This window comes from Burkholderia sp. WP42 (assembly GCF_000745665.1).
Lineage (GTDB): Bacteria > Pseudomonadota > Gammaproteobacteria > Burkholderiales > Burkholderiaceae > Burkholderia > Burkholderia vietnamiensis.
Genome location: NZ_JQJT01000009.1, coordinates 171,665 through 197,355 on the forward strand (window position 1 = coordinate 171,665; position 25,691 = coordinate 197,355).

Annotated in this window: 30 protein-coding genes and 4 pseudogenes; 18 read left to right on the forward strand and 16 right to left on the reverse strand. The window is 67.0% G+C overall.

The window, feature by feature from the left end; genetic code table 11:
• Positions 1 to 83: 83 nt before the first annotated feature.
• Positions 84 to 1,613 carry a cryptochrome/photolyase family protein gene (locus tag EX20_RS04775; protein WP_034192804.1) on the reverse strand — a complete coding sequence of 510 codons (1,530 nt, stop codon included), beginning with the start codon at positions 1,611 to 1,613 and terminating at the stop codon, positions 84 to 86.
• Between the two features lie 66 nt (positions 1,614 to 1,679).
• Positions 1,680 to 1,838 (reverse strand): hypothetical protein, encoded by a 159-nt coding sequence (locus tag EX20_RS31710; protein ID WP_155624637.1) that lies wholly within the window; start codon positions 1,836 to 1,838, stop codon positions 1,680 to 1,682.
• A gap of 26 nt (positions 1,839 to 1,864) precedes the next feature.
• Here EX20_RS31710 and EX20_RS04780 point away from each other — a divergent pair, with 26 nt between their 5' ends.
• A complete protein-coding gene (locus EX20_RS04780; RefSeq protein ID WP_034192805.1) occupies positions 1,865 to 2,836 on the forward strand; it encodes a MerR family transcriptional regulator in 972 nt (323 codons plus the stop codon).
• 112 nt (positions 2,837 to 2,948) lie between these two features.
• Here EX20_RS04780 and EX20_RS04785 read toward each other — a convergent pair whose 3' ends face one another.
• Positions 2,949 to 3,908: an alpha/beta hydrolase gene (locus tag EX20_RS04785; RefSeq protein ID WP_034192806.1), complete on the reverse strand. Its 960-nt coding sequence runs from the start codon at positions 3,906 to 3,908 to the stop codon at positions 2,949 to 2,951.
• A gap of 354 nt (positions 3,909 to 4,262) precedes the next feature.
• On the opposite strand from EX20_RS04785, the gene EX20_RS04790 reads away from it, so the two are divergent.
• Both EX20_RS04790 and EX20_RS04795 read left to right on the forward strand, forming a co-directional pair.
• Complete coding sequence (locus tag EX20_RS04790; RefSeq protein WP_034192807.1) at positions 4,263 to 4,808, forward strand: DUF2878 domain-containing protein; 546 nt, start codon at positions 4,263 to 4,265, stop codon at positions 4,806 to 4,808.
• 81 nt (positions 4,809 to 4,889) lie between these two features.
• Complete coding sequence (locus tag EX20_RS04795) at positions 4,890 to 6,407, forward strand: cryptochrome/photolyase family protein (RefSeq protein WP_034192808.1); 1,518 nt, start codon at positions 4,890 to 4,892, stop codon at positions 6,405 to 6,407.
• Between the two features lie 83 nt (positions 6,408 to 6,490).
• Here the strand turns inward: EX20_RS04795 and EX20_RS04800 are convergent, their stop codons facing one another.
• The gene (locus EX20_RS04800; RefSeq protein ID WP_034192809.1) at positions 6,491 to 7,261 is read right to left on the reverse strand and encodes a class I SAM-dependent methyltransferase; all 771 of its coding nucleotides are present in this window, start codon (positions 7,259 to 7,261) and stop codon (positions 6,491 to 6,493) included.
• Positions 7,262 to 7,579: 318 nt separating this feature from the next.
• On the opposite strand from EX20_RS04800, the gene EX20_RS04805 reads away from it, so the two are divergent.
• From EX20_RS04805 to EX20_RS32740, 3 genes are all read left to right on the forward strand, one after another.
• Entirely contained in the window at positions 7,580 to 7,900 is a 321-nt protein-coding gene (locus EX20_RS04805; protein WP_034192810.1) for a hypothetical protein, read from the forward strand.
• Positions 7,901 to 8,204: 304 nt separating this feature from the next.
• Positions 8,205 to 8,375: a hypothetical protein gene (locus EX20_RS31715; protein ID WP_155630237.1), complete on the forward strand. Its 171-nt coding sequence runs from the start codon at positions 8,205 to 8,207 to the stop codon at positions 8,373 to 8,375.
• Positions 8,376 to 8,380: 5 nt separating this feature from the next.
• Positions 8,381 to 8,752, forward strand: coding sequence for a hypothetical protein (locus tag EX20_RS32740; protein WP_226103136.1), 372 nt, complete (start codon positions 8,381 to 8,383; stop codon positions 8,750 to 8,752).
• A gap of 41 nt (positions 8,753 to 8,793) precedes the next feature.
• Here EX20_RS32740 and EX20_RS04815 read toward each other — a convergent pair whose 3' ends face one another.
• A complete protein-coding gene (locus EX20_RS04815; protein WP_373421748.1) occupies positions 8,794 to 9,672 on the reverse strand; it encodes an SDR family oxidoreductase in 879 nt (292 codons plus the stop codon).
• A gap of 74 nt (positions 9,673 to 9,746) precedes the next feature.
• Positions 9,747 to 10,013 (reverse strand): hypothetical protein, encoded by a 267-nt coding sequence (locus EX20_RS04820; protein WP_034192811.1) that lies wholly within the window; start codon positions 10,011 to 10,013, stop codon positions 9,747 to 9,749.
• A 365-nt stretch (positions 10,014 to 10,378) separates the two neighbouring features.
• Here EX20_RS04820 and EX20_RS04825 point away from each other — a divergent pair, with 365 nt between their 5' ends.
• Together EX20_RS04825 and EX20_RS33140 are read left to right on the forward strand one after the other, a co-directional pair.
• Positions 10,379 to 12,580: a hybrid sensor histidine kinase/response regulator gene (locus EX20_RS04825; RefSeq protein WP_014725755.1), complete on the forward strand. Its 2,202-nt coding sequence runs from the start codon at positions 10,379 to 10,381 to the stop codon at positions 12,578 to 12,580.
• A gap of 72 nt (positions 12,581 to 12,652) precedes the next feature.
• Positions 12,653 to 12,787 (forward strand): hypothetical protein, encoded by a 135-nt coding sequence (locus EX20_RS33140; protein ID WP_258959644.1) that lies wholly within the window; start codon positions 12,653 to 12,655, stop codon positions 12,785 to 12,787.
• Positions 12,788 to 12,993: 206 nt separating this feature from the next.
• Here EX20_RS33140 and EX20_RS04830 read toward each other — a convergent pair whose 3' ends face one another.
• The 3 genes from EX20_RS04830 to EX20_RS04840 all read right to left on the reverse strand — a co-directional run bounded on the left by EX20_RS04830 (position 12,994) and on the right by EX20_RS04840 (position 14,490).
• Positions 12,994 to 13,263, reverse strand: a complete 270-nt coding sequence (locus EX20_RS04830) for a DUF2934 domain-containing protein (RefSeq protein WP_014725753.1) — start codon at positions 13,261 to 13,263, stop codon at positions 12,994 to 12,996.
• A 27-nt stretch (positions 13,264 to 13,290) separates the two neighbouring features.
• Entirely contained in the window at positions 13,291 to 13,716 is a 426-nt protein-coding gene (locus EX20_RS04835) for a CBS domain-containing protein (RefSeq protein ID WP_034192812.1), read from the reverse strand.
• A gap of 63 nt (positions 13,717 to 13,779) precedes the next feature.
• Complete coding sequence (locus EX20_RS04840) at positions 13,780 to 14,490, reverse strand: MgtC/SapB family protein (RefSeq protein ID WP_034192813.1); 711 nt, start codon at positions 14,488 to 14,490, stop codon at positions 13,780 to 13,782.
• A gap of 309 nt (positions 14,491 to 14,799) precedes the next feature.
• On the opposite strand from EX20_RS04840, the pseudogene EX20_RS04845 reads away from it, so the two are divergent.
• The 3 genes and pseudogenes from EX20_RS04845 to EX20_RS04855 form a co-directional block, all read left to right on the forward strand.
• Positions 14,800 to 15,176, forward strand: a pseudogene (locus tag EX20_RS04845) (nitric oxide dioxygenase); the annotation flags it as partial.
• Between the two features lie 310 nt (positions 15,177 to 15,486).
• Positions 15,487 to 15,771, forward strand: coding sequence for a helix-turn-helix domain-containing protein (locus tag EX20_RS04850; protein WP_011880019.1), 285 nt, complete (start codon positions 15,487 to 15,489; stop codon positions 15,769 to 15,771).
• On the forward strand, positions 15,761 to 17,065 hold the full coding sequence (locus EX20_RS04855) for a HipA domain-containing protein (RefSeq protein WP_034192814.1): 1,305 nt from the start codon (positions 15,761 to 15,763) through the stop codon (positions 17,063 to 17,065). Before EX20_RS04850 ends, EX20_RS04855 begins: the two co-directional genes overlap by 11 nt.
• A 219-nt stretch (positions 17,066 to 17,284) precedes the next feature.
• Here EX20_RS04855 and EX20_RS04860 read toward each other — a convergent pair whose 3' ends face one another.
• Both EX20_RS04860 and EX20_RS04865 read right to left on the reverse strand, forming a co-directional pair.
• Positions 17,285 to 17,497, reverse strand: a complete 213-nt coding sequence (locus tag EX20_RS04860; RefSeq protein WP_011880017.1) for a twin transmembrane helix small protein — start codon at positions 17,495 to 17,497, stop codon at positions 17,285 to 17,287.
• The gene (locus tag EX20_RS04865; protein WP_014725748.1) at positions 17,494 to 17,844 is read right to left on the reverse strand and encodes a hypothetical protein; all 351 of its coding nucleotides are present in this window, start codon (positions 17,842 to 17,844) and stop codon (positions 17,494 to 17,496) included. The genes EX20_RS04860 and EX20_RS04865 overlap by 4 nt, the downstream gene beginning before the upstream one ends.
• A 301-nt stretch (positions 17,845 to 18,145) precedes the next feature.
• Between EX20_RS04865 and EX20_RS04870 the strand changes: the two genes are divergently transcribed.
• Complete coding sequence (locus tag EX20_RS04870; protein ID WP_011880015.1) at positions 18,146 to 18,904, forward strand: YoaK family protein; 759 nt, start codon at positions 18,146 to 18,148, stop codon at positions 18,902 to 18,904.
• Positions 18,905 to 18,977: 73 nt separating this feature from the next.
• Complete coding sequence (locus tag EX20_RS04875; RefSeq protein ID WP_011880014.1) at positions 18,978 to 19,166, forward strand: CopG family transcriptional regulator; 189 nt, start codon at positions 18,978 to 18,980, stop codon at positions 19,164 to 19,166.
• Between the two features lie 40 nt (positions 19,167 to 19,206).
• Here EX20_RS04875 and EX20_RS04880 read toward each other — a convergent pair whose 3' ends face one another.
• A complete protein-coding gene (locus EX20_RS04880; protein ID WP_034192815.1) occupies positions 19,207 to 20,043 on the reverse strand; it encodes a class I SAM-dependent methyltransferase in 837 nt (278 codons plus the stop codon).
• A 42-nt stretch (positions 20,044 to 20,085) separates the two neighbouring features.
• Positions 20,086 to 20,430, reverse strand: coding sequence for a zinc ribbon domain-containing protein YjdM (locus EX20_RS04885; RefSeq protein ID WP_014725746.1), 345 nt, complete (start codon positions 20,428 to 20,430; stop codon positions 20,086 to 20,088).
• A 339-nt stretch (positions 20,431 to 20,769) separates the two neighbouring features.
• Here EX20_RS04885 and EX20_RS04890 point away from each other — a divergent pair, with 339 nt between their 5' ends.
• From EX20_RS04890 to EX20_RS04900, 3 genes are all read left to right on the forward strand, one after another.
• On the forward strand, positions 20,770 to 21,033 hold the full coding sequence (locus EX20_RS04890; protein WP_034192816.1) for an HPr family phosphocarrier protein: 264 nt from the start codon (positions 20,770 to 20,772) through the stop codon (positions 21,031 to 21,033).
• A 64-nt stretch (positions 21,034 to 21,097) separates the two neighbouring features.
• Positions 21,098 to 21,322 (forward strand): hypothetical protein, encoded by a 225-nt coding sequence (locus EX20_RS04895; RefSeq protein ID WP_011880010.1) that lies wholly within the window; start codon positions 21,098 to 21,100, stop codon positions 21,320 to 21,322.
• Positions 21,323 to 21,719: 397 nt separating this feature from the next.
• Positions 21,720 to 22,274, forward strand: a complete 555-nt coding sequence (locus EX20_RS04900; protein WP_231572234.1) for a GNAT family N-acetyltransferase — start codon at positions 21,720 to 21,722, stop codon at positions 22,272 to 22,274.
• Between the two features lie 10 nt (positions 22,275 to 22,284).
• Here EX20_RS04900 and EX20_RS04905 read toward each other — a convergent pair.
• Positions 22,285 to 22,557: pseudogene (locus EX20_RS04905) on the reverse strand (RND transporter); the annotation flags it as partial.
• A pseudogene (locus EX20_RS04910) lies at positions 22,545 to 23,342 on the reverse strand (biotin/lipoyl-binding protein); the annotation flags it as partial. The pseudogenes EX20_RS04910 and EX20_RS04905, both read right to left, overlap by 13 nt.
• A gap of 163 nt (positions 23,343 to 23,505) precedes the next feature.
• Here EX20_RS04910 and EX20_RS31720 point away from each other — a divergent pair.
• A complete protein-coding gene (locus EX20_RS31720; RefSeq protein WP_156126940.1) occupies positions 23,506 to 23,661 on the forward strand; it encodes a hypothetical protein in 156 nt (51 codons plus the stop codon).
• A 261-nt stretch (positions 23,662 to 23,922) separates the two neighbouring features.
• Positions 23,923 to 24,507, forward strand: a complete 585-nt coding sequence (locus tag EX20_RS32745; protein WP_231572235.1) for a manganese catalase family protein — start codon at positions 23,923 to 23,925, stop codon at positions 24,505 to 24,507.
• Here the strand turns inward: EX20_RS32745 and EX20_RS04920 are convergent.
• Positions 24,498 to 25,685, reverse strand: a pseudogene (locus tag EX20_RS04920) (aminotransferase class V-fold PLP-dependent enzyme); the annotation flags it as partial. The gene EX20_RS32745 and the pseudogene EX20_RS04920 sit on opposite strands and share 10 nt — an antisense overlap.
• Positions 25,686 to 25,691 lie beyond the last annotated feature (6 nt).

The following is a 25,691-nucleotide window of genomic DNA, read 5'->3' on the forward strand; positions in this document are numbered from 1 at the left end:
GACACGGGCGCAACACACGGCGCCCGCGCACTTCGGCATTTCGACGCAAGCGGCGCTCCCCATCCGCCGCCCCTTAACGCGCCCTACAGCGACTCGATATCCCGCACCACGCGCTCCGCCTGCGCGCGGATCGCATCGAGCGCCTCGTCGTCGAAACGCGCGAGTTGCCGATAGACCATCGACAGCCGGTGGTTGTGTTGCAGCGCGCCGCGATGCCGGTCGAAGAAATCCCAGTACAGCGCATTGAACGGGCACGCGTGCTCGCCCGTGCGCGCACGATGGTCGTACGCGCAGCCCTTGCAGTAGTTGCTCATCCGGTTGATGTACGCGGCGCTGGAAACGTACGGCTTGGTCGCCATCGCGCCGCCATCCGCGTACTGGCTCATGCCCAGCGTGTTCGGCAGCTCGACCCATTCGAACGCATCGATGTAGACGCCGAGATACCACTGATGCACCTGGCGCGGCTCGAGCCCGGCCAGCAGCGCAAAGTTGCCGATCACCATCAGTCGCTGGATATGGTGCGCATGCGCAGCGTCGAGCGATTGCGTCAGTGCATGCGCCATGCACGCCATGCGCGTGCTGCCGTTCCAGAACCAATGCGGCAACGCGCGCCGATGGCCGAACGCGTTGCTGTCGGCGTAACCCGGCATGCGCGCCCAGTACACGCCGCGCACGAACTCGCGCCAGCCGAGAATCTGCCGGATGAACCCTTCGACCGCGGCCAGCGGCGCGGCGCCGGCGCGATACGCATGCTCCGCGCGCTCGATGACTTCGCGCGGATTCAACATCTTCACGTTGAGGGCGAACGACAGCATCGAGTGGAACAGGCGTCGCGCGTCGCGGTGCATCGCATCCTGAAAGCGTCCGAAGAAAGGCAGCCCATACCGGATGAAGGACTCGAGACACGCGAGCGCCTCGCTGCGGTCGACCGGCCAGCGGAACTCGCCGGCGGACGGCGCGCCGAAGCTGCGCACGCCGGCGGCCACGATCCGGCTCCACAACGCGCGATGGTCGTGATGCGGACGCCAGTCGGGCGGCTCGGCAGGCCTACCGGACCACGCCTCGCGGTTTTCGGCATCGTAGTTCCATTGCCCGCCTGCGGGACGCCCTTGCGCGTCGAGCAACACGCGATGGCGTACGCGCATGCTTCGATAGAAACGGTCCATGACCCACGTGCGGCTGTTGCCGAACAGGCTCGCGACTTCGTCGCGCGTCGTGTAGAAATGGTTCGTGTCGAGCACTTGCACCGGCACGCGCGCCGACGCCGCATAGGCCTGCAGTTGCCGGTCGACGCGCCACTCGTCGGGCAGCAGATACTCGATGCGACGTGCGCCGTAGCGGTCGGCCAGCCTGTCGAGGTTCGCCGCAATGGTCTGGCGATTGAGCGGATCGTCGATCCCGATGTAGTGGACGACGTGCCCTGCCTCGCGCAGCAACTCGGCGAAGCGGCGCATCGCCGCAAACACCGCAATGAGCTTCTGCGCGTGATGAAGCACGTAGTCGGTCTCCTGCCGAATCTCCATCAGCGCGTACACGATGTCGGGCCGGACCTCGGCGAACCAGGGGTGATGCGGGTCGAGCTGGTCGCCGAGAACGAGCCTCAAGGTGTTCATGGGATGCTTTGCGATCGCTGGTCGTTCATGGGGTGTCGAGGCGGGCGCATCGCGACGCCGCATGCGTCACGATCCTTCACTTACAACTTCGCGCACAACGCCCGCCGCGCCGATACATTCTAGCCGCGCATGCGCTTCACGAACCATCTTTCCGACCAAAATTACGCACATTGAATCACTTTCCTGCTTCAAATTTCCGGCAAACTGCGTAAAATCCTGATACATCAGCCATCGACTTCAGGAGAGCACCGATGTCCGCTCGCAGGGATCGCGATACGCCGCACCGCTATCGCAGCGGCGAGGCCGCGCGCCTGGCACGCATGCCAGCAGCCACGCTGAGGATTTGGGAGCGGCGCTATGGCGTGGTTGCGCCGCCGAAGACGCCGTCCGGGCAGCGGATGTACTCGGACGACGACGTGCAGCGGATTCGTTTGCTAAAGGCCCTCGTCAACCAGGGCCATGCGATCGGCTCGATCGCGAGCCTGAGCCGCGACGAACTCGAGGCGTTGTCGTTGACCGATACACGCGGCGCGGCGCTGCCCGAAACGGGCGTGAGCCTGGCCGTCATCGGCGCCTTGCCGATTTCGGCCTCCGCTATCGAGCGCATGGGCATCCATATCGCGGCGCGCATCGAATCGATCGACGAAGCGAGCCGGCACACCGGTCCGTCCGCCGATGCGTTGATCGCGACGACCACGTCGCTTCATGAAGACGTCGTGTCGCAACTGGCCAGCGCGGCGCAAGCGTTCAATGCACATGCTGTGGCCGTCATATACGGGTTCGGCACGGCGGAGGCAGTCGAGCTGGCGCGGCTGTCCGGGTTCGAGCTGTTCCGCTCGACGGAAGGCCAGACCAACTCGGCCTCGATCATCTCGAAACTCGCCCAGGCGGTCGTCAAGGCGCGACAGGCGAACGACGCCGAGCGCGGGCTGTGGCTGCGCACGCAGCGCCGCTTCGACGAAGCGACGCTCGCGTCGCTGAGCGGCTTGTCGACGACGGTCAAATGCGAGTGCCCGCGCCATCTGTCCGAACTGATCATGCAGCTCAGCGCGTTCGAGCGCTACAGCGACGAATGCGTGTCGCGCTCGCCCGCCGATGCGCTGTTGCACCGCCATCTCGGCGACGCGGCGAATCGGGCCGCCGAATTGCTCGAAACCGCGCTCGCCGTCATCCTGCGCGAAGAAGGGCTGGACGCGGCGGCGCAAGCGCCGAAGTCGGTCTAGGGCGGCCATCGCCAGCCAGCGGTTGGGTTGAGTTGTGGCGCCGCGCGTCGTCGACGTGGGATGCGCGACCACGCCCACGCCCACGCCCACGCCCGTTTCATTTCACCACCGCTCACTGCGCCGAAACCGGCGACGCGACCGTCGCAGCACGCGGCTTTGCGTCGCTGCTCGCGACTCCGGCGTTCGACGCGCCGCCCGCGCGCTCGACGAATGCCGACAGATCGTCCAGCACCGACGCCGCGCGTCTGAGCGGCGCGCCCAGCACGCCGACCAGCGCGGCATGGCTCAGATGCCGGTAGCGCGTGACCACGACGCTATCGCCGGCGTTCTGCAACGCCCGCGCGAATCGATCGGTGTTGCCGGGCTCGACCACCGTATCGTTCTCGGCGACGGCCAACCACATCGGCGGCTCGTCGCCCCGCACGAAGCGGATCGGCTGGCTCGCCGCACGTTGGTCGCCGGGGAAGATCCGTTCGAGCGTCGCATCGCGCAGCGGCAGGAAATCGTATGGGCCGGCCAGCCCGATCACGCCCGCGATCTCGCTGCTGCGCATCTCGCTCGCGGCCAGATAGCGGCCGTCGGTGGCGAGCAGCGCGGCGATCTGCGCGCCGGCGGAATGCCCCATCAGGAACACGCGCCGCGGGTCGCCGCCGAACGCGGCCGCGTGCCGGCGCGCCCATGCGACCGCACGGGCCGCGTCGTCGATGAAGCCGGGAAAGGTGGTGGCCGGATAGGTGCGGTAGTCGGGCACCACGGCGACAAAACCGCGCGACGCCAGCGCCTCGCCGACGAACAGATAGTCGTTGCGCCTGCCCGACTGCCAGCTTCCCCCGTAAAAGAACACGACGACGGGCGCGCCGGCATTCGGCTCGGTCGGCCAGTCGCGCGCCACGCGCGCCGGCAAGTAGACGTCGAGCACTTGCCGCTCGCCGGGCCCGTAGGGGATATCGGCGAAAAGGCGGAACGTGTTGGTCGGCGTCAATGCATTCAGAAGCCGCAGCGGACTGTGCGCGGCCAGCAAAGCGGCTGCGACCAGCACGGACAGCACGGCGAGCGCCACCTTGAGGTTCATGCAAATCTCCAATTGGGACCACGCGGGTCGCACACCCGCGTATACGTCGCCGGGGCGCAGGCGGATGCAGGCGCGCGTTCCGCTCGTGTCGGCACGAGATGCATCCGTTCGCCGCGCACCGCCGTATACGCATGAACCAACGAACGGAGCCCGCATGCCCGCCATCGCTCCCGATGAAGCCATCGTCCGCGAATCGCCCTATTCCTTCGGCGCCGCTCGGCTGCGCCTGCGAACGACGTATTGCGTTGCACGCGTTGTCGAGATGCGACGCGCGCTTCGCTGCGGCCACAGACGATCATGAGCACTGCACCGAACCGACGAACATCGCATGAGCGGCCGCTGCGAGCCGCTCACATGGGCGTCTATCTCGCGACGACGCAGATCGGCTGGCTGGTCTGCGTGATGAGCGCTGCAGCGCAACGACCATGGTGGGGATGCGCATATGCGCTGATCGCGACCGCGGGCCATCTGACGTTCGCGCAGCGGCCGTCATCCGAGGCGCGGCTCGTCGTCACCATCGCGGCGTCCGGATGGGTATGGGACAGCGCCGTCGTGCATGCCGGCCTGCTCGAATACCCGAACGGCGTCGTGCTGAACGGTTCGGCGCCTTACTGGCTCGCGGCGCTGTGGGCGCTGTTCGCCATTCAACTCAATACCGTCCTGCGCTGGCTCCGGCAGCGGCCGCTCATCGCGGCGCTCGTCGGCGCTATTGGCGGCCCGGCTTCGTATCGTGCAGGCGCTGCGTTGGGCGCCGTCCATGTCAACGAGCCGACGACGGCGCTCGTCGTCATTGCGGCCGGCTGGGCGCTCATCCTGCCGGCGGCGATCGCGATCGCAGCGCGTTGGGACGGCGTGACCGCGCCGGTCTGCATAGGCAATGGACGGCCGCGACATGAATAACGCAGCCATCGTTCGGATACGTCGCGCGGCTCGGCCCCATCCCATTCACACCATGCAACCGCAACTCTTCACGACACACTCATGACCCGCTCCGACCTTCCGCACGAAGCTCGCCCCGTCGTCGTATGGTTCCGCGACGACCAACGGCTGGCCGACAACCCCGCGCTGACGCATGCGCTCGACACCGGGCACCCGGTCGTTTGCGTGTATGTGCACGACGCCGCGCCGAAACACGGTCGTGCGATGGGCGGCGCGCAGCGCTGGTGGCTCCATGAATCGCTGAGCAAACTCGACGACGCGCTCGCGGCGCATGGCGGCTCGCTGATTCTGCTGCGCGGCAACGAGCATGAAGCGATCACCGGTTTCGCCTCGGCGATCGGCGCGGCGATGGTCGTCTGGAACCGGCGTTACGCGAAGGCGCAGACCGGCACCGATGCGTCGATCAAGAGAGACTTGATCGACCGCGGGATCGCCGTGTCGACGTTCAACGGGCACCTGCTGCGCGAACCGTGGACGGTGACCACGCGCGAAGGCCTGCCGTTCCAGGTCTTCAGCGCGTACTGGAGAGCCGCTCGGCGCGACGATTTTTTCCCGCCGGTTCCGCTGCCGGCACCGTCGCACATCCGGTTTTTTCCGGTTCCAGCCCACGCGACGCCACACGTCTGCACGCTTCGCGAGCTCGAGCTGCAGCCGTCGGCTCCCGACTGGGCCGGCGGGCTGCGTGAGACCTGGCAGGGCGGCGAGCAAGCCGCCAGCGATCAACTCGAAGCATTCCTGGAGAATTCGCTGTCCGACTATCCGACGCTGCGCGATTTTCCGGCCGCTCGCGCGACGAGCCGGCTGTCGCCGTATCTGCGCTTCGGCAACATATCGGTTCGGCAGGTTTGGTACGCGACGCTGTCGGCGGCCGATGCAATGCGAATTGCGCACACCGTGCGCGGCATCGACTCAAAGGACGGGCCGTTGAACAAGTTCCTCAGCGAAATCGGCTGGCGAGAATTCTCGTACCACCTCCTGTATCACTTCGCGCCGCTTCATCAGGTCAATTTCCGCCGGCAGTTCGATTCGATGCCGTGGCGCGACGACGCGAAGTCACTGCGCAAGTGGCAGACGGGCCAGACGGGCTACCCGCTCGTCGATGCCGGCATGCGCGAGCTGTGGCATACCGGCTGGATGCACAACCGCGTGCGCATGGTGGCGGCGTCGTTTCTGTCGAAGCACTTGCTGATCGACTGGCGACAGGGCGAAGCATGGTTCTGGGATACGCTGGTCGATGCCGACGAGGCGAGCAATCCCGCGAGCTGGCAGTGGGTGTCGGGCAGCGGCGCCGACGCGGCGCCGTATTTCCGCATCTTCAATCCGGTTCTGCAGGCGCAGAAGTTCGATCCGCACGGCGACTACACGCGCCGCTGGGTGCCCGAGCTCGCCCAGCTTTCCGCAGACACCGTCCACGCGCCATGGGCCGCGTCGCGCGAGCAGTTGCAACGCGCGTCCGTCACGCTCGGGCGAAGCTATCCGATGCCGATCGTCGATCATCAGTGCGCGCGTGCACGCGCGCTGGAATCGGTGAAGCGGCTCGATTCGGAAAGCCATGCGTAGCATGGTCGTGGCGGCGGTTGGTTGCGGTATGAACGCGTACACGACGTGGCGCGTTGCGCAAGTACACGGCTACGCCGCATCGTTCAGAAGAACTTCGACACCCACCGCGGCGCGGACGCGCGATCGAACACCACGTGCAGTTCCGGGCTGAACGATCCCAGTTCGAGCCCGTGCTCCGTCGCCAGCAGCGTGAGCGCCGCGCTCGTGTAGAACGAAATATGTCCGTTGCGCGGCACGCAGTACCACCACTGCTCGATGCCGCGCGCGCGGATCTCCGGCGTGATCAGCGAGGTCTGAAACAGCAGCGCGCCCGCGACGCCGCGGTAGCGGACGATGTCGGCGAACAGGCGTCGCGGCTGCGGATGATGCTCGAACACCTCGAACGACAGCACCGCGTCGAACGTGCCGTGCGGCGCGACGGGATGGCTGAACGGATCGTACGACGTGACGTCGCCGAACCCGCGCGCCGACAACTTGCGCTCGAGCAACCCCAACCCCGAACCGAAATCGAGAATGCGGCCGTCGCGCATTTCCGGGAAGCTCGTGCAGATCAGGTCGGCATGCTGTTGCGGGCGATGCTCGAGATACTCGGGATCATGGCGGACGTAATCGTCGTTGTAGACATGACGCGCGAAGTCGTCGTGCGTCCAATGGTCGAACGCCGGCGTGCACGTGAAGCCGCACTGCCGGCATGCGTAGTAGTAGATCGGCACACCGACGAACGGGTCGATCTTGTTCCCCGCGATCATGTCGGCGCCGCAGCGAGAGAAATCGACCACGCCGCAGATGTCGGCTTCGGCAGCGCACACCTTGCATGCGATCGTCGTCGGATAGTGGGTGATGTCTTCGAACATGTTTCGGTCTCCCCGGAATCTTCGAGCGCGCCGCCGACAGCCGCGATGGCCGTCGAATCGGCAAGCTCCATCATGCGTTTCGCCGAATCGAGCGGCCGACGCGCGAGCGTATTGTCGGGCCGAAGCCGCGCGCCGTCGAGTGTCGCGCGCGCGTCGCGCGCATATGACGTCACGGCGCATCGGCGCTTTGTTAAATAGCGTGAGTCGCCGGCAACCGGCCGGCAAATTGCCTTAACATCGCGGCCACACGATCGACCACGGTCGCTTTCTCATGTGGCCCGAAGCGGGTGCGCAATTCCTTCGAACGGACCGACGCTCATGTTCCAAACACCGGGAGATTCCTTCGTCGGCGGATCGCTGCTCGGCCTGTGCGTCGAGGTGCCGCTCGCCGCCGTCGTATCGCTGCTGATGCACGGCGTCGACTGGAACGCCGCGCGCATCGCGCTGCTGGTCGCGACACCGGTGCTGATCGCGTGCGCGTTGCTGCTCGCGCGCCCGCTCGCTTTCAGCACGGTATGGAAGCACAAGCGCTCGCCGTTCGAACTCGACGACAACGTGCGCGCGTCGATCTACGGCCGGCTGACCGGCATCGCGATCGGCGTGGTGTTCGGCATCATGATCGCGACCACGTTTTCGTAAGGGGATACGCGCGGCGTGGATGCGTGCATGTTGCGCTGACCACAGCCATCGCGCCTGCGCAACCCACACGCGTTCCCGCATCGCACGGCTGCCGATCGAACGATTGCATCGATCGATATGACGGCGAACTCAGCTACATCTCTCCCTTTTTCGAATTTGACCGGCAGATCGGCGCTGCCACGCTCGGGAACCCGGGAACGCAGATCGGTGGATTGTTTTAACGTTCTCTGACTTCCGGGAAGGGGGTGTCCGGGTTTGCGCTAGCATGCACAGCGGACCCACAACTGGATGAGGCGACGTGCCCATGAACTACAACAGCCTGCATGTCCCGCTTGCTATCGGCACGTGGCAATGCGCGCTCGTGCCAGTGAGCGCGTTCTATCAAGACTGGAGCTACCGAGAACGCAGGAACCCGTTTGCGGATCGCGACACGCGCGAGCAAATGGAACGTCAAATCGCGAACGACCCGTGGTGAGCGAGATGACAACTACAGCAACCCTAGACGATAGTGGCCACTTCCACGACTGGTATCTCGACATCGTGGCAATCGGCCCCAATGAAGAGCCGCGCACGCTGACGCTTGGGCTCTATCTTGGCAATCGGCGGGCAACGGTGACATTCGAAGGCGTGACATGCTTTCAGCTCGACCGGCTCGGCCTTTTGAACATCGTGTATAGCCTTCGGGTGATGAATCCTGCCGATCACGACTATGCGCGGGTATCGGCCCAATTGGCCAAAGGCGAACGCCTTTCCGGCCGTCGAGGAGCGACCATCGCCTACTTGTATTCAAGCCTCGGCGCCGAACTCGCCGTCGAATTCGACGCCTTGAAGATCGGTTCGAACGGCGCCTGATCGCCGGAGCGGTCCAGCCGATCAGCACTTGCGCCGCACCGCTAAGGCTGCCCCGCGCCGCCCGACGCGCCGTAGATCTGCCCCGTCACATAGCTCGCACGCGACGACGCCAGTTCGACATAGATCGACGCGAGTTCCGCCGGCTGCCCCGGCCGCCCCATCGGCACCTGCTGGCCGAACGTCTCGACGTTCTTCTCGGTCTGGCCGCCGCTCACCTGCAGCGGCGTCCAGAACGGCCCCGGCGCGACGCCGTTCACGCGAATCCCGCGCTGGATCATCTGCTTCGCGAGCCCTTTCGTGAAGTTGGCGATCGCGGCCTTCGTCATCGCGTAGTCGAGCAGGTTCGCCGACGGATCGTACGCATTCACCGAGGTCGTGTTCACGATCGCCGAACCGGGCGGCATGTGCGGAATCGCGGCGCGCGTGATCCAGAACAGCGCATACAAATTGGTGCGCAGCGTCCAGTCGAACTGCTCGGTGCTGATGTCGAGGATCGAATCGTGGCTCTGCTGACGCGCCGCATTGTTCACGAGAATATCGAGTCCGCCCAGGCCCGCGGCCGCCTGTTCGACGAGCTTGCCGCACGCCGCTTCGGTGCGGATGTCGACGGGCAGCGGCACTGCCTTGCGGCCCGCACTGCGGATGTATTGCACGACCTCGCGCGCATCGGGCTCCTCGTCCGGCAGATAGGCGATCGCGACGTCCGCGCCCTCGCGCGCGAACGCGATCGCGGCGGCGCGGCCGATCCCGGAGTCGCCGCCGGTAATCAGCGCCTTGCGGCCGTCGAGCCGCCCGCTGCCGCGGTAGCTGAGCTCACCGTGATCGGGCCGCGGCGTCATGGCTGGCCGTCGTGCCCTGCATCCACTTGCGGCGCGATTCGGATACTTCGTCTGATGACATGGTGTGCTCCGGTGCGGGATCTACACGAATAGCGATGGATGCCGAAGCGCGCCGAGCCGCGGCTGCGGTGCGGCGCGCGCAACGCAACGGCCCATTACAGCGGGCGCGGCCGGTCGCCTGCGTCGTCGGGCGCGTCGTGCCCGTCGGGCCAGGGCTTGTCGGATGGATCGCGGGCGGCGGTCTGACGCGGATCGTCGGGCACGACCTTGCGCGCCTGGTCGTCCGGAATCGAATCGAGCTCGCCGCCGCCGGGCGCGTGGCCGGGCGGCCGCGCCGGTTCGGCCTGCGTGCCGCCGCGCGGTTCCGGCGTGCGGGCCGGGCCGCGTGCGTCGCGATCGTTCGGTTGGCTGGATCGGGTCATGGCTTTCTCCGTGTGCGGATGGGCGGGCGCAACGCCGCCGCGGCGATGCAGAACGCGCTCGAATCGCGGGCGCGCGGCGGCGTGCGACGATTCCCGCTTTCAGCAAGCACCATGCCGTCATGCGGCCGTGCAATATACGTATCCATCCGACCATTGCACTGCAGAATTTACAAACGCCGCGCCACCCGGCACCGCGCGCACCCGCATGGCGGCGCGGCGACGCCCGCCGCACGGGAATCCGGGCGCGGCACGCAGTTTGCTCACGCCGGCCGGGATAGGCCGGCCGTACCAGTTCGCCGGCTGCCTGCGGCGTCGTGGTGTCGTGAGATATGAAATCTGCCTCTACCCTGCTGAAATCGGCGCCGATGCGCACCGACCACTTCGTTCAGTTCTACGACTCCGACGAGCAGCTCGTGTCGGAAGTCGCGTCGTTCTCCGCCGACGCGCTGCGCGACGGCGGCAGCGCGATCGTGATTGCGCGGCCCGAGCGGCTGGCGGCCGTCTACGCGCGGCTCGGCACGCTCGAGCGAGCGAGCGGCAGTGCGGCGCGCGACCGCGTCTTCATGTCGAGCGCGCAAGCGCTGCTCGACAGCTTCATGGACGGCGACCTGCCCGACCCAACACGCTTTCGCCGCTCGATCGGCACCATCGTCGAAGCGGCCGTGCGCGCCGGCCGGCCGGTACACGCGTTCGGCGAAATGGTCGCGCTGCTGTGTGCGCAGCATCGCTACGCGGGTGCGCTGCGGCTCGAAGCGCTGTGGAACGAGTTGATCGAGCGATATCGCTTCTCGCTGTACTGCGGCTATCCGCACGACGCGTTTCCTAGCGCCGAGCAGTCGGAGATGTTCCGCCATGTCTGTGCGCTGCACCGGCGCATCCTGCCCGCCGCGTCGCTGCGCAGCGACGAGAACGCGCTGCATCTGACGCTCGCGCTGTCCCAGCAACGGGCGCGCGCGCTGACCGACGAGATCCGCCGCCGCGAGGATGCCGAGCAGCAACGCAACGGCGTGCTGATGCATGCGCCGCTGCCGATCGCGCTGCTGTCGGGCGCCGCGCATCGGATCGTGCTCGCGAATCACCGCTTCTCCGCGCTGTGCGGCCGAACCGACATCGTCGGCCGGCCACTGACGTCGGTGCTGCCCGGCGGCGACACCGCGGCGATCGCGCGTGCGCTGGAAGCGGCGCGCGTGCAGGGGCGCTCGACGACGATCGGCGAGCACCACGACCGGCCCGATACCGACGATACCGACGCGGACGGCGCGCGCGTGTACCGGCTGCACTTCAATCCGCAACCGCTGGCGGACGGGCTCGGCGTGATCGTCAGCGCGGTGGAGGTGACGGAACACGTCGCGGCGCGCGAGAAGCTGGTCGCGGCCAACGCCGAGCGCGACCGGCTGCTCGGCGAGCTGCGCGACGCGAACCAGGCGAAGGACCAGTTTCTCGCGGTGCTCGGCCACGAGCTGCGCAACCCGTTGACGCCGATCTCGCTCGCGCTGGAGCTGATCCGCAATCGCGACGGCCAGGCCACGCCGAACGAGATTGCGATCATCCAGCGCCAGCTGGACCACATGGTCCGGCTGATCGACGATCTGCTCGACGTGTCGCGCATCACGCGCGGCAAGATCACGCTGAAGAAGGAAGCGGTGCGGCTCGCGGACATCGTCGACCGCGCGGTCGAGGTCGCGAGCCCGCTGCTCGAGCAGCGCCGCCACCGTCTGCACGTGGACACGGACCCCGAGGCGCGCTGCCACGGCGACCCCGTGCGCCTGTCGCAGGTCGTCGCGAACCTGCTGACGAACGCGGCGAAATACACGCTGCCGGGCGGCGACATCGCGGTGCACGCGCAACGCGGCGCGGACGGCAGCACGCTGATCGAAGTGCACGACAACGGCGCGGGCATTCCGCCCGACCGCCTTCAGAGCATCTTCGAACCGTTCTACCGGATCGACGGCGACAACAAGCAGGCGCACGGCGGCCTCGGCATCGGCCTCGCGCTGGTGCGCAGCCTCGTGAACCTGCATGGCGGCACCGTGCGCGCGGACAGCGCCGGGCCCGGCCGCGGCAGCACGTTCACGATCGTGCTGCCGGAATTCCGGCCGCGCGCCGGCGCCGCGGCCGCGCCGCAGGCGGAGCCCGGCATCCGCGCGGCCGCACCCGGCAGCGGCCGGCGCGTGATGCTCGTCGACGACAACGAGGACGCCGCATCGACGCTCGCGCAGTGGTTGCGCGACGCCGGCCACGAAGTCGCGGTCGTGCACGACCCGGTGACGGCGCTGGCCGCGTATCGCGCGTATCGTCCGGACGTCGCGATCCTCGACATCGGGTTGCCGGTGATGGACGGCTACGAACTGCTGCGGCGGCTGAAGGCGATCAACGAAGTCCCGCCGTGCGTCTTTCTCGCGCTGACCGGCTATGGTCGCCACTCGGATCGCGAGCGCTGCCTCGCGACCGGGTTCGCCGAGCATTTCGTGAAACCGGTCGACCCGGCCGTGCTGCATCTCGCGATGAGCCGCACCGGCGCACAAGGCGGGACGCCCAACCACGACGGTCCGCAAGCCGGGCGCTGAGCCGCGGCACGCTCGATGCTCGAGATCGACATGCCGGCCGCGCCGGCGCCCTTGCGACCGAGGAGAACGATGATGAGCGACCCGAACGATCTGACACCCGACGACGAGCAAGGCGGCCACGCCGGCAAGCCGGGCAATCCGCCGTCCGAGCGTCGCGACGACCTGCCCGAGCTGCCCGATCCGACTGAAGTCGGGGAGGATGGGTGAGCGCGTCGATCGCGACGTAACGGAGGGGGCGCGGCGCCGGGCGTGCGCTCGGGGAATGCGTGCTGGTGCTGCGCGGCGACTGCCGATGCTTCCGCAGCCACCGCGCTTCTTTGAGTTCGGACCCACGCGCGCGGCGGCGCCAGCGACGGCCAGCGCCGTCGAGCAGCGCCCTTACGCCCGATGGCCGGCGCGCCCTACGCCGTGCCTTACCGCGTGCGCCGCTTCTCCCGCGCGACCTCCGCGGCCGGTACGGCATCCGTATCCTGCAGCGGTTCCCCCGGACTGCGACGCTTCGCCGACTGATCGATCGACACGTCCGCGGCAAGCTCGCCGCCGCCGTCCGGGTCGCCGCCCTCGGCGTCGAGCTGTCGCTCGGCGCGCTGCCAGTATTCGTCCGCGCGCCCTTCAGGCGCGCCGTCCGCCTGCCACAGCCGGTACGCACGTTCCCTGATCTGCGTTTCCCTGTCTTCGTTCATCCGATTCTCCTGAGCTGATTGCACGTTCTATCGTTCCGGTTTCGACGGCGCGGACACCGCGCCGAGCGTCGACGACATCCCGCCGTCGGCCGACGTGGCCAGATCGCCCAGCGCGACGATACCGATCAGCCGCTTGTCGCGATCGACCACCGGAACGCGACGAATCTGCGCTTCGGCCATCTTGTTCTGCACCGTGGAGATGTCGTCGTCCTCGTAACACCAGTTCGCCGGCCCGCTGACGACGCCCTCGATCGGCTCGTCGGGCCGCACGCCCATCGAGACGGCCCGCACGACGATGTCGCGGTCCGTCAGCATGCCGATGAGGCGCGTGCCGTCGCACACGGGCAGCGCGCCGACGTTCAGCGCGTCCATCATTTGCGCCGCTTCGCGCAGCGTCTGGGTCGGCGCGATGGTCGCCGCATCGCGTGTCATCACTTCAGATACAGAGGTCATGCTTGGCTCCTGTTCAAGCCGCCCACGGCGGCCTGCTGCCAGAGCATCGCGCGTTCCGCGGACTCAACTCTGCGCCGAGCAGCGCGCGGAACCCAGGCCGGCCGAGGCGACGATTCGCATCAACTGCTGCAGCATCGCGTCGCTCGAAGCGGCTTCGCGCCACTGCACGATCAACTCTTCCTCGCGCACGTCGCGCCCCGCCGTTTCGCAAAAGCCGTGCGTACGGCAGGTGAAGCCCGCCGCGCGCAGTTTCTCGTTCAGCTGTTCGCGAGCGGCCGAGCCGGGCGGATATTCGACCGTGACGCGTGCGGTCATGACGCGCCGCAGACGCTGCTCGACGAAGCGCAGCGGCCACACGACCAGCAGCGCGAGCACGAGCCCGAGCGCGCCGAGCAGCAGTTGGCCGCCGCCGATGCACAGACCGATGACCGTCACGAACCACAGCGTCGCGGCCGTGGTGACGCCCGACACCAGGCCGTCGCGATGCAGGATCGCGCCGCCGCCGATGAAGCCCATCCCGGTCAGGATGCCGAGCGGCAGCCGCATCAGGTCGAGCACCGAGAACGCGCCTTGCGGCTTGCCGGCCTGCAGCAGCAGCGCATTGACCTGCAGCATCGACAGGCACGCGGCCAGACACACGAGGATCGTCGTGCGCAGCCCGGCCGTCTTGCCCGACTCGCTGCGATCGAGCCCGACCAGCCCGCCCGCAACGAGTGTGAGCACGATCCGGGCGACGACATCGCCCCACTGAAGTACGACGGGCATCGGCTCCATGCGCGCCTCCTTGCAAATCGTCGAGCGTCATGCGTCGCGGCGCGGCCGCGAGCGACGCCGCGTACGTCGCAAGGTTCGGACCCGCTATGCGCGTACCGGCCCGAGCGCACGGACCGTGTAGCGCGGCAAGCGCAATTGTAGAAACGGGCATCGGGCGCGCGACGCTCGCCCGCACCTCGTCACGAAGGAGTTCGACCATGCTCACGCAGAAAACCAAGGACATCGTCAAGGCGACGGCCCCGGTCCTCGCCCAACACGGCTACGACATCATCACGTGCTTCTACAGGAAGCTGTTCGACGCGCATCCCGACGCCGATGATCAGCATGCTCGAGCGCGCGATCCAGGATCCGCACCGGCAGGCCGTGTTCGTGTACGGCGCACGCAACGGCGGCGTGCATGCGATGCGTGACCGGCTGCGCGAGACGGCCAGCACCTATGCGAACTTCAAGCTCGTCGTGTTCTACGACGACCGCTGCCGCAAGATGTGGAAGGCGTCGACTACGACCTGAAAGGGCTGGTCGACGTGAATGCGATCAAGGACGCGCTCCTGCTGCCCGATGCCGATTACTACATTTGCGGCCCGGTGCCGTTCATGCGGTTGCAGCACGACGCGTTGAAGCAGCTCGGCGTTCCCGAGACGCGGATTCATTACGAGGTGTTCGGGCCCGATCTGTTCGCCGAATGAGGTCGCGCAGCGGCTCGCGCGTGGATTCGGCGCGCGGCGGCCCGCGGCGTAGATGCGCGGCGCACGCTGCTGGTGGCCGCCCTCGCATGCCCGATGCCGGCCGGCCCGGCGTCGCCTGAACGCCCGTACCCGAGCGGATACGGGCATCACCGTATAGGCATCCTTTGCTGTTGTTCCGTATTCGACCGGATACGGAACCTCGATTCAACTCCCGCAAATCGCTTTTCGTTTCCGACTGGATACGAACTGCGGTTGCACGCCCGAATTGTGCAATACTGTTCCCGATCAGATACGAAGCACGGAGAACGTCATGTCGGAGTCCCAGTCCGTCGACACGCTCGGCGCGCTCGCCCATCTCATCCGCGCGGCCCGGTTGCAGCAGGGCTTCACGCGCGACGAGCTGGCGAATGCGACCGGTCTGTCGCCGAAATTCATCAGCCAGGTCGAAGCCGGCAAGCCGACCGCGCAGATCGGCAAGGTGATGCTGCTGCTCGGCGAGCTGGGCGTGCGGCTGTATGCCGAATCGTCGGTCGAGATTTCGGAGGCGACGGCGCTGAAGGCCGCGCAACGCCGCAGGAGCAGCCATGGCGGCTAAAACGCTGGTCGTGTCCGCCAACGGCGTGCGAATGGGCACGCTCGCCGACGACAAAGGAATCTGGTCGTTCGAATACGATGCGCAATGGCTGGCGAGCGCGGCCGCGTATCCGCTGTCGCCGGCGTTCGCGTTGCGCGGCGGCGCCTTCACCGACACGTCGAGCGATCGTCCGGTCCAGTGGTTCTTCGACAACCTGCTGCCCGAGGAAGGCATGCGCACGTCGCTCGCACGCGAAGCGAACGTCGCCGCCGCCGACGCATGGGGCCTGCTCGCGTACTTCGGGCGCGAATCGGCCGGGGCGCTGACGCTGCTGGCCGACGGCGAGCACGAAGCGCCCGGCGCTCTGCAACCGCTGCCGCTCGACGAGCTCGAGCGACGCATCCGCGCGATGCCCGAGCGCGCGCTGACGGCCACTGCGCCCAAGCGCATGTCGGCGGCCGGCGCGCAGCAGAAGCTGCTGGTGGTGCTGCGCGGCGACGCGCCCGATTACGCGCTGTACGAGCCGATCGGCAGCGAGCCGTCGATGCACCTGCTCAAGCCCGACATGCGCGCGGCCGGCTATCCGCATTCGGCGATCAACGAATTCTTCTGCATGAAGCTCGCGGGCAGGATGGGCCTCGACGTGCCGGACGTGCACTTCCTGCGCGCACCGTCCGCGTGCTACGTGATCGACCGGTTCGATCGCGACGTCGCCGCGCAGCCGGCCCGGCGGCTGCACACGATCGACGCAATGCAGCTGCTCAATTACGACCGCGGCTTCAAGTATCAGCGCGCGAACGCGCAGGAGCTCGCGCGTGCGATCGACCGCACCAGCACGCGGGCGCTTGCGCGTCTGTCGGTGTTCCGCTGGACCGCGTTCAACGTCGTGGTCGGCAATGCCGATGCGCATCTGAAGAACCTGTCGTTCTTCGTCGACGCGCGCGGCTACCGGCTCGCGCCGTTCTACGACATCGTCAGCACGGTCGTCTATCAGACGCCGACGCACCGGCCCGATCAGCGCGGCGATCATTGGCCCGACTGCGAGCTGACGATGCCGCTCGGCGCGGCGACGCGGTTTGCGGATATCGACGCGAATGCGCTGATGGCGTTCGGTCAGGCGCTGGGGCTCAGGGAGAAGGCGGCTGCGAGCGAACTCCAGCGCTTTCTGGAACCGCTCGACCGTCATGTCGCGCAGACGCTCGATGAGGTGCGCGAGCTGGCGAAGCCGGATGCCGGCGAGATGCGGCTGCTGAATTCGATCGTCGCGATGCCGATCGCGGAGATGGGGCGGGCGTTACGCGGGGGGCGCGGCTAGGCTACCGACGACGCGCGGATGGCGGCAACGCGCAGCGCATTGAACCAAACCCCCGTGTGATGCGTGGCGAGCCGACGCGCGCAAACCAACGCGTCGCATGACCGCCTTCGCACCACGGCTTCGGTCGAACGGCCAGCGGCTCGAGCGATCTTCTCGCCACGCCGCTGCCGTCACATACGGAACCCTGACAGCGCAGAAATCCGCCGCCCGTCGCGCCCGTCACCGCCCGATCGGCAACCCGGTCGGCTCGATCCACCCGAGCTTGTACGCGATCAACAGCGACAGGAACAGCGTGACCGACAAGCCCACGCGCGCCGCGAGCGACCACGCCATCCGCTTGCTCTTGCCGCGGTCGTGGTTCATGAAATACAGCGCGAAGATCAGGCTTCCGATGATCAGCACGAAAGCCGTTGAAACAAGTGCAACCTTCATTGTCGATGGTCCTCCAGGCCGTGATCGGCCTTCAGCAGTTCGGCGAGTTTTTGCCGCTCGGCCGCGACGTCGGCGACGCCCGATGCCGGCCAGTCCAGCGCGACGCCATTGCCGAGCGAATCGCGCACGAGCGTTTGATAACGCCGGTCGCTGATCCGCCCGTCGGCCATCGATTCCGAGATCTCATGCCGCAACGGTAGCGGAAAGTTCGCGTATCCGCGCGACAGCGCCGCATATTGCCGCGCGTCGATTTCCTTCGACGACGGCACGACCGCCCACAGGACGACGGCCACGATGGCCACGAACGGAATCGCCGTGTAGCGGAGAACGAACTTGATGGGGGTCATGATGCGGATATCGAGCGAACTGCGAACGGATGGCGGGTGCGGCCGAGTCGATCCGGAAGCAGCCGGCAACCGGCTGCACGAACGATGCCGGCCGAAAAACACGCTCCGTCGGCATCGCGAGACATTGTACTTAAAGTGCAGTCTGACTAACAGAGTATGATAATGTAATTATCATGTATCGCAGATGATGCAAGCGATCCGGCACCGTTTGCCGCCGGCCCGCAGGTCCGGGGCCGGCACCAGCGCGTGCCGCCCTGTCCGTGCCCGGCGATCCGGGCGATCGAGCGAACCCCGAACCCTTATGCCAGCGCAGTACTTTCTGAGTCTGACCGGAAAACACCGGAGCGCACCCGCCAATCGCCAGCTGGGCTTCTCGCTGGCGTTCGTGGCCGGCGCGGCCAACGCCGGCGGCTACCTCGCGGTCAAGCAATACACGTCGCACATGAGCGGCATCGTGTCGGCGATCGCCGATCAGACCGCGCTCGGCGACATCCCGCTCGCGCTGGCCGGCGTCAGCTCGCTGGCGTCGTTCCTGGTGGGCGCCGGCTGCTCGGCGATTCTGGTCAACTGGGGGCGGCGGCGCGGGCTGCAGAGCCAGTTCGTGCTGCCGCTGCTGGTCGAAGCCGTGCTGCTGCTGGTGTTCGGCCTGCTCGGCAGCCATCTCGCGCTGTGGGAAGGGCTGTTCGTGCCGGCGACGGTCACGCTGCTCTGCTTCATCATGGGGCTGCAGAACGCGACGATCACGAAGATGTCGGGCGCCGAAATCCGCACGACGCACATGACCGGCATCGTCACCGATCTCGGCATCGAGCTGGGCAAGCTGTTCTACTGGAACCGCTCGGCCATGGTCGTCGACGCGCATGCGGTGATCGCCAACCGGTCGAAGCTGAAGATTCACGCGACGATGCTCGCGTCGTTCTTCATCGGCGGGCTCATGGGCGCGATCGGCTTCAAGCATGTCGGCTACGTGTCGACCGTGCCGCTCGCCGGTGTGCTGGTCATGCTCGCCGCGATGCCCGTGATCGACGATCTGCTCACATGGTTCGAACGCCGGCGTTGAGCGCGGCCCCGGCCCGGCCGCCAATGCCGACGAATTTCAATCCGATCAACCTATCGAATACGCACGCCTGACGATGGAAACGAAAACCGCCCGCCTGACCGTCCTGATCGATCCCGCGAAGAAGGAAGCCTTCGAAATACTGTGCGCCGAGCAGGATCTCACGCCGTCGCAAGTCGTGCGTCAGCTGATCCGCGAATATCTCGACACGCACGGCATCAGCTACAAGACCAAGAGCGCGGTCGCGAAGCGGGTACGGAAATAACGCTGCGCGCATGGCGGCGGCGCCGTCACGCGCCACGCCGTCACGTGCAGATTTCCCAGCGGGGATGTTCGCGCGCGCGCCACACCAGCCGCGCCGGGTCGATACCCTCGCCCGCCTTCATGCGCCGCGCGGTGGACGCCAGCTTGAGCTCGCCGGCCGAGCCGAACGCGAGCGCACGCTCGAGCAGCACGCGCAACGACGGCAACGGGTTGCCGTTCTTCCACGCGAACGCGATGAAATTGTTGTCGTCGCCGCACGGCACCAGCGAGTACGAATCGTCGAACACCGCGCGCAGCTGTTCGAGATGCCGCGGCAGCGCCGGATCGTCGTTCATGAAGTTGATCGCCAGCACCCCCGTTTCACTGAGCCGCGCGCGGCATGCGTCGAGGAATTCGGCGCCGGTGCAGCGGCCGGCCGTGCCGTCGGCGACGAACGCATCGTGCAGGATCACGTCCGCACGCACGTCGGGACGCGCGACGTAGTCGGCGCCGTCCGCACACACCACCGCGAAGCGCGCGTCGTCGCATGGAATCCGGAACACGTCGCGCAGCGCGATCACCTGCGGATTGATCTCGACCGCCTCCATCGCGCTGCCGGGCAAGTGGCGGTAACAGTACTTCGCGAGCGATCCGCCGCCGAGCCCGAGCATGCTGATGCGCGCGGGCGCCGGCTGCAGCAGCAGGAAGCCCATCATCACGCGCGTGTAGCCGAGTTCGAGCCGGACCGGATCCTTCAGCGACATGAAGCTCTGCGTGCCGAAATGATCGAAATGCAGCGACACCGCGTGCTTCGTCTCGAGCACGAACGGACGCCCGTCGCTCAACGGCGTCGCCAGAAAACGCAGGAATGCATCGTACGATGCCCGATCGTCGCTCATGTTCGGCAAGCCTTGCGATTGGCGCTCCGCGCCATGACGCGCTCAGACCTTCTTCAGGTAGCAGGCCTTCAGCATGAAGCCGCCCATGTCGGTCTTGCAATCGACTTCGTGATCGCCGCCGACGAGCCGGATGCTCTTCACCTTGGTGCCCATCTTCAACGTGATCGACGAACCTTTCACGCGCAGGTCCTTGATCAGGACGACCGAATCGCCGTCCGACAGCACGTTGCCGTTCGCATCCTTCACGACGTCGCCCGCCGGCTCGTCGCCCGCTTCGGCGCCGGCGCCGGCCGACCATTCGTGACCGCAGTCGGGACACACGTACAGCGTGCCGTCCGGGTAAGTGTTTTCCATCGCGCATTGCGGGCAGGCGGGGGCGGCGTTCATTGCAGCTTCCATTCGGTGGGGGTTCGGGTCAATCGACAAAAAAATACCGGCGCACAAACCGGCGCCGGGATCGCATGTCGCAGCGGCCCGCCAACGTTCGACAGGCCGCAGATCATGCGCACGACATTATAATGCCATACACATAAACTGGTGTACGTATTATAATCCTCCGTTCCGATCGTTCGCCGGACTTGATCGCCGCTTAACCGAGGATGCCGACATGTTCGAGATAGATGATGCAGCCAGGCTGGTCGCACGATGCAGCGACGCAAGCACCCAGCCGATCCTGCCGGCCGCCGCGCGCCGTTCTGACCGCGCGCTTCGCGGCTGATCCGCATCGTGGCAACCGTCGTCTACGTCCAAATCGGTGCGGCATGGAACCGCAAGCGCGCGAGCCATGCGCGCGATGCGCTGGTCGCGGCGGCTCGCCGCTTCGAAAGCGACATCCTGCTGATCGCCAACGGCGTCAGCGCCGCCGCCAAGGACGCCGCCGCGATCGCGGCGCTGCAGTTGCACGGCGGCACGTCCGCCCAGTTGCTGGCCACCGGCCGCGACGAGGACACCGCGCTGCAGGCGCTGCTGCCGTTGCTGCAGGCCGGCTGACGCTGCGTCGTCCGGCCCCACGGCCCCGTGCCGTCCACCCCGAATCACCCAGCCAGAGGAAGCGATGAACGACAACGCCACGTCCACCAACACCCCCAACCTGTCGGCCGCCGCACTGTGGGCGCTCGAGCGCCTCGCCGACGTGCGCTATGGCCGCGATGCGCCGGCGCTCGGCTGGTCGGTCGAGCACGAACTCGTCGGCGCGGGTTTCGTCAGCCATTCGGCGAACGGCCGCTCCGGCGCGTCGATCACCGCGCACGGGCGCAATTTTCTGAAAAGCCGCAAGTAGTCGGCGGCCGGCATGCGGCCGCTGACGCGTCGCGCCAGTACGCGGGCGGGCCGTACGTCGGCATGAGCGGACTCGTTGGCGACGCTCCGCGGGGCGTCGCCGCGCGAGTGTGCGGGTCTCTGGGTCTGTGAGTTGCAAGCCCACCAGTCAGTAAGTCCGCAGGTCCGCGGGTCCGCACGCCTCGCGTGACGGGCAAGCGAGCAGCACTCGACGAGCGCCTGCGCGATCGCACGCGACAGCGTCGCGAGAACGACGGGTAGCGACGGCCGTCGACACGCGCGGATTCCACGATACAGGCGGGGCTTTGCGCATCCGCAGCGCGTTCCGCGGTATCGTACGGCAGCCCGAAGGCGACGCCGCGTGCCGCCTTCGCCCGTCCTTCCCGATGGAACGCCCGATGACCTCCAGCGCCCTGCCGCCCGTCACGTCCCCGCCCATTCTCGACACCCCACGCCTGATACTCGAAGGCCATCCGCTCGGCGACTTCGACGCGCTCGCCGCAATGTGGACCGAACCGACCGTCGTCGCGCACATCTTCAACGGCAAGCCGTCGGCGCCGCGCGACTCGTGGATGCGGCTGCTCGCGTATCGCGGACTGTGGCCGCTGCTCGGCTACGGCTACTGGGCGATTCGCGAGAAGGCGTCGGGCCGCTACGTCGGCGACCTCGGTTTCGCGGACTTCCACCGCGCGATCGAGCCGTCGATCCGCGGCGTGCCGGAGGCCGGCTGGGCGCTCGCGAGCTGGGCGCACGGCAAAGGCTATGCAACCGAAGCGCTCACGCACGCGCTGCGTTGGCTCGATGCGCAGCAGCGCTTCGAGCGCAGTGTCTGCCTGATCGCGCCGACCAACACCGCGTCCATCCGCGTGGCGCAGAAAGCTGGCTATGCCGATCCGGTGCGCATCCGCTTCAACGACGCCGATTCGCTGCTGTTCTCGCGCGCGTGCCCGTGAGGGCCGCGCGCTATTGAAACGCGGCCGATGTGGCCGCGCGTGACGGCGACGCCGCATCGCTCGGCGCCGCATCCCTCGACACCGCATCTCTCGACGCCGCATCCCCCATCTTCGCAGCCGCCACCGTACCCGACGTCTGCCACCCGCCGCCGAGCGCCTTGTACAGCGCGACGAGATCCGTCGTCGTCTGCAACGCGCCCTGCACCGCCTGTTGCCGCCCCTCCGACCATTGCCGCTCCGCGTCGAGCACGTCCAGAAACGGCGACAGCCCCTTGCGGTAACGGCCAGCGCCTGCCGGTAAGCGGCGTCCGCCGACTCGATCTGCGCACGCGCCTGGCGGTACTGCGCGGGATACTGCACGCGGGCGATGTCGAGCTGCACGCGCGCCGCATCGAGTTGCGCCTGCGCGAGGCCGAGCTGTGCGCGCGCCGCGTCGACCCGCGCGCGATAGTCGCGCGGATCGATTTCGACGAGCACGTCGCCGCGATGCACGAAGGTGTTGTCGTCGACGGCAAGCCGGGGCACCTAGCCGGACACGTGCGGCGCCATCGCGACCGCGTTGCCGTCGGTATAAGCGTCATCCGTGCGCTCCTGATCGGGCGTCGCGAGCCACCACGCGAGCCCGACGATCAGCAACACCAGCAGCACCGCGCCGAGGATGATCAGCGGCTTCTTTCCCGGGCGCTTGCGTTCGCCGTCATGGCTGTCGCCGTCGCCATCGCCGCCGGTGCGGCCGCCGCGATCGTCGTGCGGATGGCCGTCACCGCCGCCGCCGCCCGGCGCGTCGGTGTCGCGCTCATCGCGTTCGTCGCGTTCGTCGCGTTCGTCGCGGCCGGCATTGCCGTCGTCGCCGCCGGCCGCGTTGCCGTCTCCGGCGCGCGCAACGGCGACGCGCGGTGCGAGACCGACCGCACCACCGGCGTAGGCCGATACCGCGACGCGGGGCGGCGCGAGCGCGCGCCACGCGCACACGGCGGCGCGTCGTGCCGGCGTAAACGCAAAAGCACGCACGAGGGAGGCAAGGACTTGCTGCGGATCGAACAGCGGGAACAGGGTCGCATCTGACATCGAACAACGCTCCAGGCAACGGCCGCGCGCGACATTGCGCGGGCCGGCCTCGACGGCGCGGGTGAGCAAACGGCGCGCCCGGCCGTGTGCATCGCCCCGCGAAGGCGCCGGCACGGGCCATGCGTGCGCGCCTTCCCCAATGTCTCGACAGGAAGCCAGCCCGATGACCCGTTCGAATTCACTCGACACCGATTCGCAAGGACAGGACCGCGGCGACAGCACGCCCGGCCCCGAAGGCAAGCCGCTGCCCTCCGATGAACGCGCGCCGGCCGATGGTGCCGGGGCGCACATGCCCACAGGCAACGGCGATACGCGCTGACTGCGCTTGCCCGGTGCTATCGCCGCGCAGCTGCGCGCACACTCGCGCGCTGACGGCAGAAATGACAACGCGTTGAAAAGTCGCGGACGGATGCGGCGCAGGGCCGTGCATCGGCCCCATCACGGTATGGCTTCCGCGCCCGTCCAGCACCCGAACGCCGTCCGGCAACGATGCGCGCGCCCGAGCAGCCCCAGCACTAAGGGTGCGCGTCGTGCTCGCGGCTGCATCGCAGGTGTGCTCCCCTCCCTCAACGGAGGTTTCATGTTCATTCACAACACACGGCTTCAGTACACGGTACGCGTCGATGCGCCCAATCCGGGGCTCGCGAACCTGCTGCTCGAACAGTTCGGCGGCCCGCAGGGCGAACTCGCCGCTGCGATGCGCTATTTCACGCAGGCGGTCACCGAGGAGGATCCAGGCCGCAAGGACATGCTGTTGGACATCGCGACCGAGGAGTTGAGCCACCTCGAAGTGATCGGCTCGCTGGTCGCGGCGACCGTCACTTCATCAAGGGCCGGGATCGACCCTGAACTGCCCCTCGACGCGGCGTATCAGCAGTCGGGTGTTGGCTTGAACTCGACCATTTGTTTGCAAGCGATACCTGTGACTCTCCCGACATGCAAACTAGCTGCCCCTCCGACGTGGCTATGGGGACGCACCGAGAATCACAACAAAATCTCGATGCGTCTCTGTCTCACCCTCCGCTATCCGGCGAGCCGACTCGCGATCGCAATGTCCTCAGTCACTGCCAGGAACTTCGCAACGTCACTCGGCGCATGGCAATGCAACGGAGAGATGCGCACCGCACCGTCGAGGCTGAACGATTTCAACATCCGCCCCGAGTAAAGGCTCGTCGCAATCCGCTCATAGACGATCACGCCCCGCTCTTCATAGGCGCGTACGGCGGCGGTCGGGTCCAGGTTATCGAAGTCGATGCCGGCGATCAGATCGCGGCGCGTCAGATCGTCGTGATCCCAGAACACGCGTACGCCTTCGATCGCTCGCAGCCCGCGCTGTCCGTCAACGCCGTCGAGTAACAACGAAAGCAGCGCGCGCTCGTGCTCTTCGATGCGCTGCATGCCTTGTACGAACCGTTCGCGCCGGTCTTCGGCGTCGCTAAACTGGGTGCCGATCCACGCGACATAATCGACAATCGCGCTCACCACGGCGAATTGCGCGGGCGCGGGGCTGCCGAGTTCCCAAACCCCTTTGTCCTTGGCCGCGAGCCGATGATGCGGAAGTTCGGCAAGCCGTTCGGACAGCCATGACACGCCAGAACCACGGCACCCGAAGAACTTGTACGGCGCGAAATTGATGCCGTCCACAGGGGTCTTTTGCAGATCGATAACCGCATGTGGCGCATGCTGAACCGCATCGACGATGATAAAAAGATCCGGCTTGCGCGCTCGCGCACGTTCGACGATGGCCGCAATATCGAGCTTCGCGCCCGAGATATTCGAGGCGTACATCACGCTTAAAAGTGCCGTATCGTCGTCGATGAGCGCGACGATGGCATCGGTATCGACGCCGCCGGTTTCGGCATTGCTCGGTGCAATGCGAAGCTCCTTGTTCGTACGCTCGCAGTACATCGTCATCGCATCGAAAGACGACGGATGCTCGAGAATCGTGGTGACGGCGTTCGTGCCCGGCACGTTCTCCATCACCGCGCGGACCATGTCGAACATCGCCGCCGAAGCGGTCAGCGAGAGGTACACACTTCCGCCGCGCGCGTTGAGGATGCGGCGCACGTCGTCTTCGCCGCGCGCCTGAATATCCTGCAGAAACAGCGCGCGCTCGTGGATACGCTCGGGGCAGTCCGGCAGCGCATCGATTCGCGCGAATGCTTCCAGTGCCGATTTCAGTCTGAACGACCCGCCTGCGTTGTCGAAGAAAAGACGCTCACGGTTGTCGATATCGCGATCGACGTAATGAAAGCGCTGCTTGATGGCCTCCATCATCGATGCTGAAAACAACTGCCCGCGATTGCTGCTCATTGGATCTGCTCCTCGTTCCATGTTAGTCATTACTGA

What these genes read in the sequence shown, in the direction of transcription:
- EX20_RS04805 (WP_034192810.1), top strand. Translation starts at nt 7,580, where the DNA reads ATGTTCCAAACACCGGGAGATTCCTTCGTCGGCGGATCGCTGCTCGGC.
- EX20_RS04795 (WP_034192808.1), top strand. Translation starts at nt 4,890, where the DNA reads ATGACCCGCTCCGACCTTCCGCACGAAGCTCGCCCCGTCGTCGTATGG.
- EX20_RS33140 (WP_258959644.1), top strand. Translation starts at nt 12,653, where the DNA reads ATGAGCGACCCGAACGATCTGACACCCGACGACGAGCAAGGCGGCCAC.
- EX20_RS04790 (WP_034192807.1), top strand. Translation starts at nt 4,263, where the DNA reads ATGGGCGTCTATCTCGCGACGACGCAGATCGGCTGGCTGGTCTGCGTG.
- EX20_RS04880 (WP_034192815.1), bottom strand. Translation starts at nt 20,043, where the DNA reads ATGAGCGACGATCGGGCATCGTACGATGCATTCCTGCGTTTTCTGGCG.
- EX20_RS31710 (WP_155624637.1), bottom strand. Translation starts at nt 1,838, where the DNA reads ATGTATCAGGATTTTACGCAGTTTGCCGGAAATTTGAAGCAGGAAAGT.
- EX20_RS04775 (WP_034192804.1), bottom strand. Translation starts at nt 1,613, where the DNA reads ATGAACACCTTGAGGCTCGTTCTCGGCGACCAGCTCGACCCGCATCAC.
- EX20_RS04850 (WP_011880019.1), top strand. Translation starts at nt 15,487, where the DNA reads ATGTCGGAGTCCCAGTCCGTCGACACGCTCGGCGCGCTCGCCCATCTC.
- EX20_RS32740 (WP_226103136.1), top strand. Translation starts at nt 8,381, where the DNA reads ATGACAACTACAGCAACCCTAGACGATAGTGGCCACTTCCACGACTGG.
- EX20_RS04860 (WP_011880017.1), bottom strand. Translation starts at nt 17,497, where the DNA reads ATGAAGGTTGCACTTGTTTCAACGGCTTTCGTGCTGATCATCGGAAGC.
- EX20_RS04855 (WP_034192814.1), top strand. Translation starts at nt 15,761, where the DNA reads ATGGCGGCTAAAACGCTGGTCGTGTCCGCCAACGGCGTGCGAATGGGC.
- EX20_RS04785 (WP_034192806.1), bottom strand. Translation starts at nt 3,908, where the DNA reads ATGAACCTCAAGGTGGCGCTCGCCGTGCTGTCCGTGCTGGTCGCAGCC.
- EX20_RS04840 (WP_034192813.1), bottom strand. Translation starts at nt 14,490, where the DNA reads ATGGAGCCGATGCCCGTCGTACTTCAGTGGGGCGATGTCGTCGCCCGG.
- EX20_RS04830 (WP_014725753.1), bottom strand. Translation starts at nt 13,263, where the DNA reads ATGAACGAAGACAGGGAAACGCAGATCAGGGAACGTGCGTACCGGCTG.
- EX20_RS04835 (WP_034192812.1), bottom strand. Translation starts at nt 13,716, where the DNA reads ATGACCTCTGTATCTGAAGTGATGACACGCGATGCGGCGACCATCGCG.
- EX20_RS04885 (WP_014725746.1), bottom strand. Translation starts at nt 20,430, where the DNA reads ATGAACGCCGCCCCCGCCTGCCCGCAATGCGCGATGGAAAACACTTAC.
- EX20_RS31720 (WP_156126940.1), top strand. Translation starts at nt 23,506, where the DNA reads ATGACCCGTTCGAATTCACTCGACACCGATTCGCAAGGACAGGACCGC.
- EX20_RS04865 (WP_014725748.1), bottom strand. Translation starts at nt 17,844, where the DNA reads ATGACCCCCATCAAGTTCGTTCTCCGCTACACGGCGATTCCGTTCGTG.
- EX20_RS04895 (WP_011880010.1), top strand. Translation starts at nt 21,098, where the DNA reads ATGAACGACAACGCCACGTCCACCAACACCCCCAACCTGTCGGCCGCC.
- EX20_RS31715 (WP_155630237.1), top strand. Translation starts at nt 8,205, where the DNA reads ATGAACTACAACAGCCTGCATGTCCCGCTTGCTATCGGCACGTGGCAA.
- EX20_RS04780 (WP_034192805.1), top strand. Translation starts at nt 1,865, where the DNA reads ATGTCCGCTCGCAGGGATCGCGATACGCCGCACCGCTATCGCAGCGGC.
- EX20_RS04900 (WP_231572234.1), top strand. Translation starts at nt 21,720, where the DNA reads ATGACCTCCAGCGCCCTGCCGCCCGTCACGTCCCCGCCCATTCTCGAC.
- EX20_RS04820 (WP_034192811.1), bottom strand. Translation starts at nt 10,013, where the DNA reads ATGACCCGATCCAGCCAACCGAACGATCGCGACGCACGCGGCCCGGCC.
- EX20_RS04875 (WP_011880014.1), top strand. Translation starts at nt 18,978, where the DNA reads ATGGAAACGAAAACCGCCCGCCTGACCGTCCTGATCGATCCCGCGAAG.
- EX20_RS32745 (WP_231572235.1), top strand. Translation starts at nt 23,923, where the DNA reads ATGTTCATTCACAACACACGGCTTCAGTACACGGTACGCGTCGATGCG.
- EX20_RS04870 (WP_011880015.1), top strand. Translation starts at nt 18,146, where the DNA reads ATGCCAGCGCAGTACTTTCTGAGTCTGACCGGAAAACACCGGAGCGCA.
- EX20_RS04800 (WP_034192809.1), bottom strand. Translation starts at nt 7,261, where the DNA reads ATGTTCGAAGACATCACCCACTATCCGACGACGATCGCATGCAAGGTG.
- EX20_RS04825 (WP_014725755.1), top strand. Translation starts at nt 10,379, where the DNA reads ATGCGCACCGACCACTTCGTTCAGTTCTACGACTCCGACGAGCAGCTC.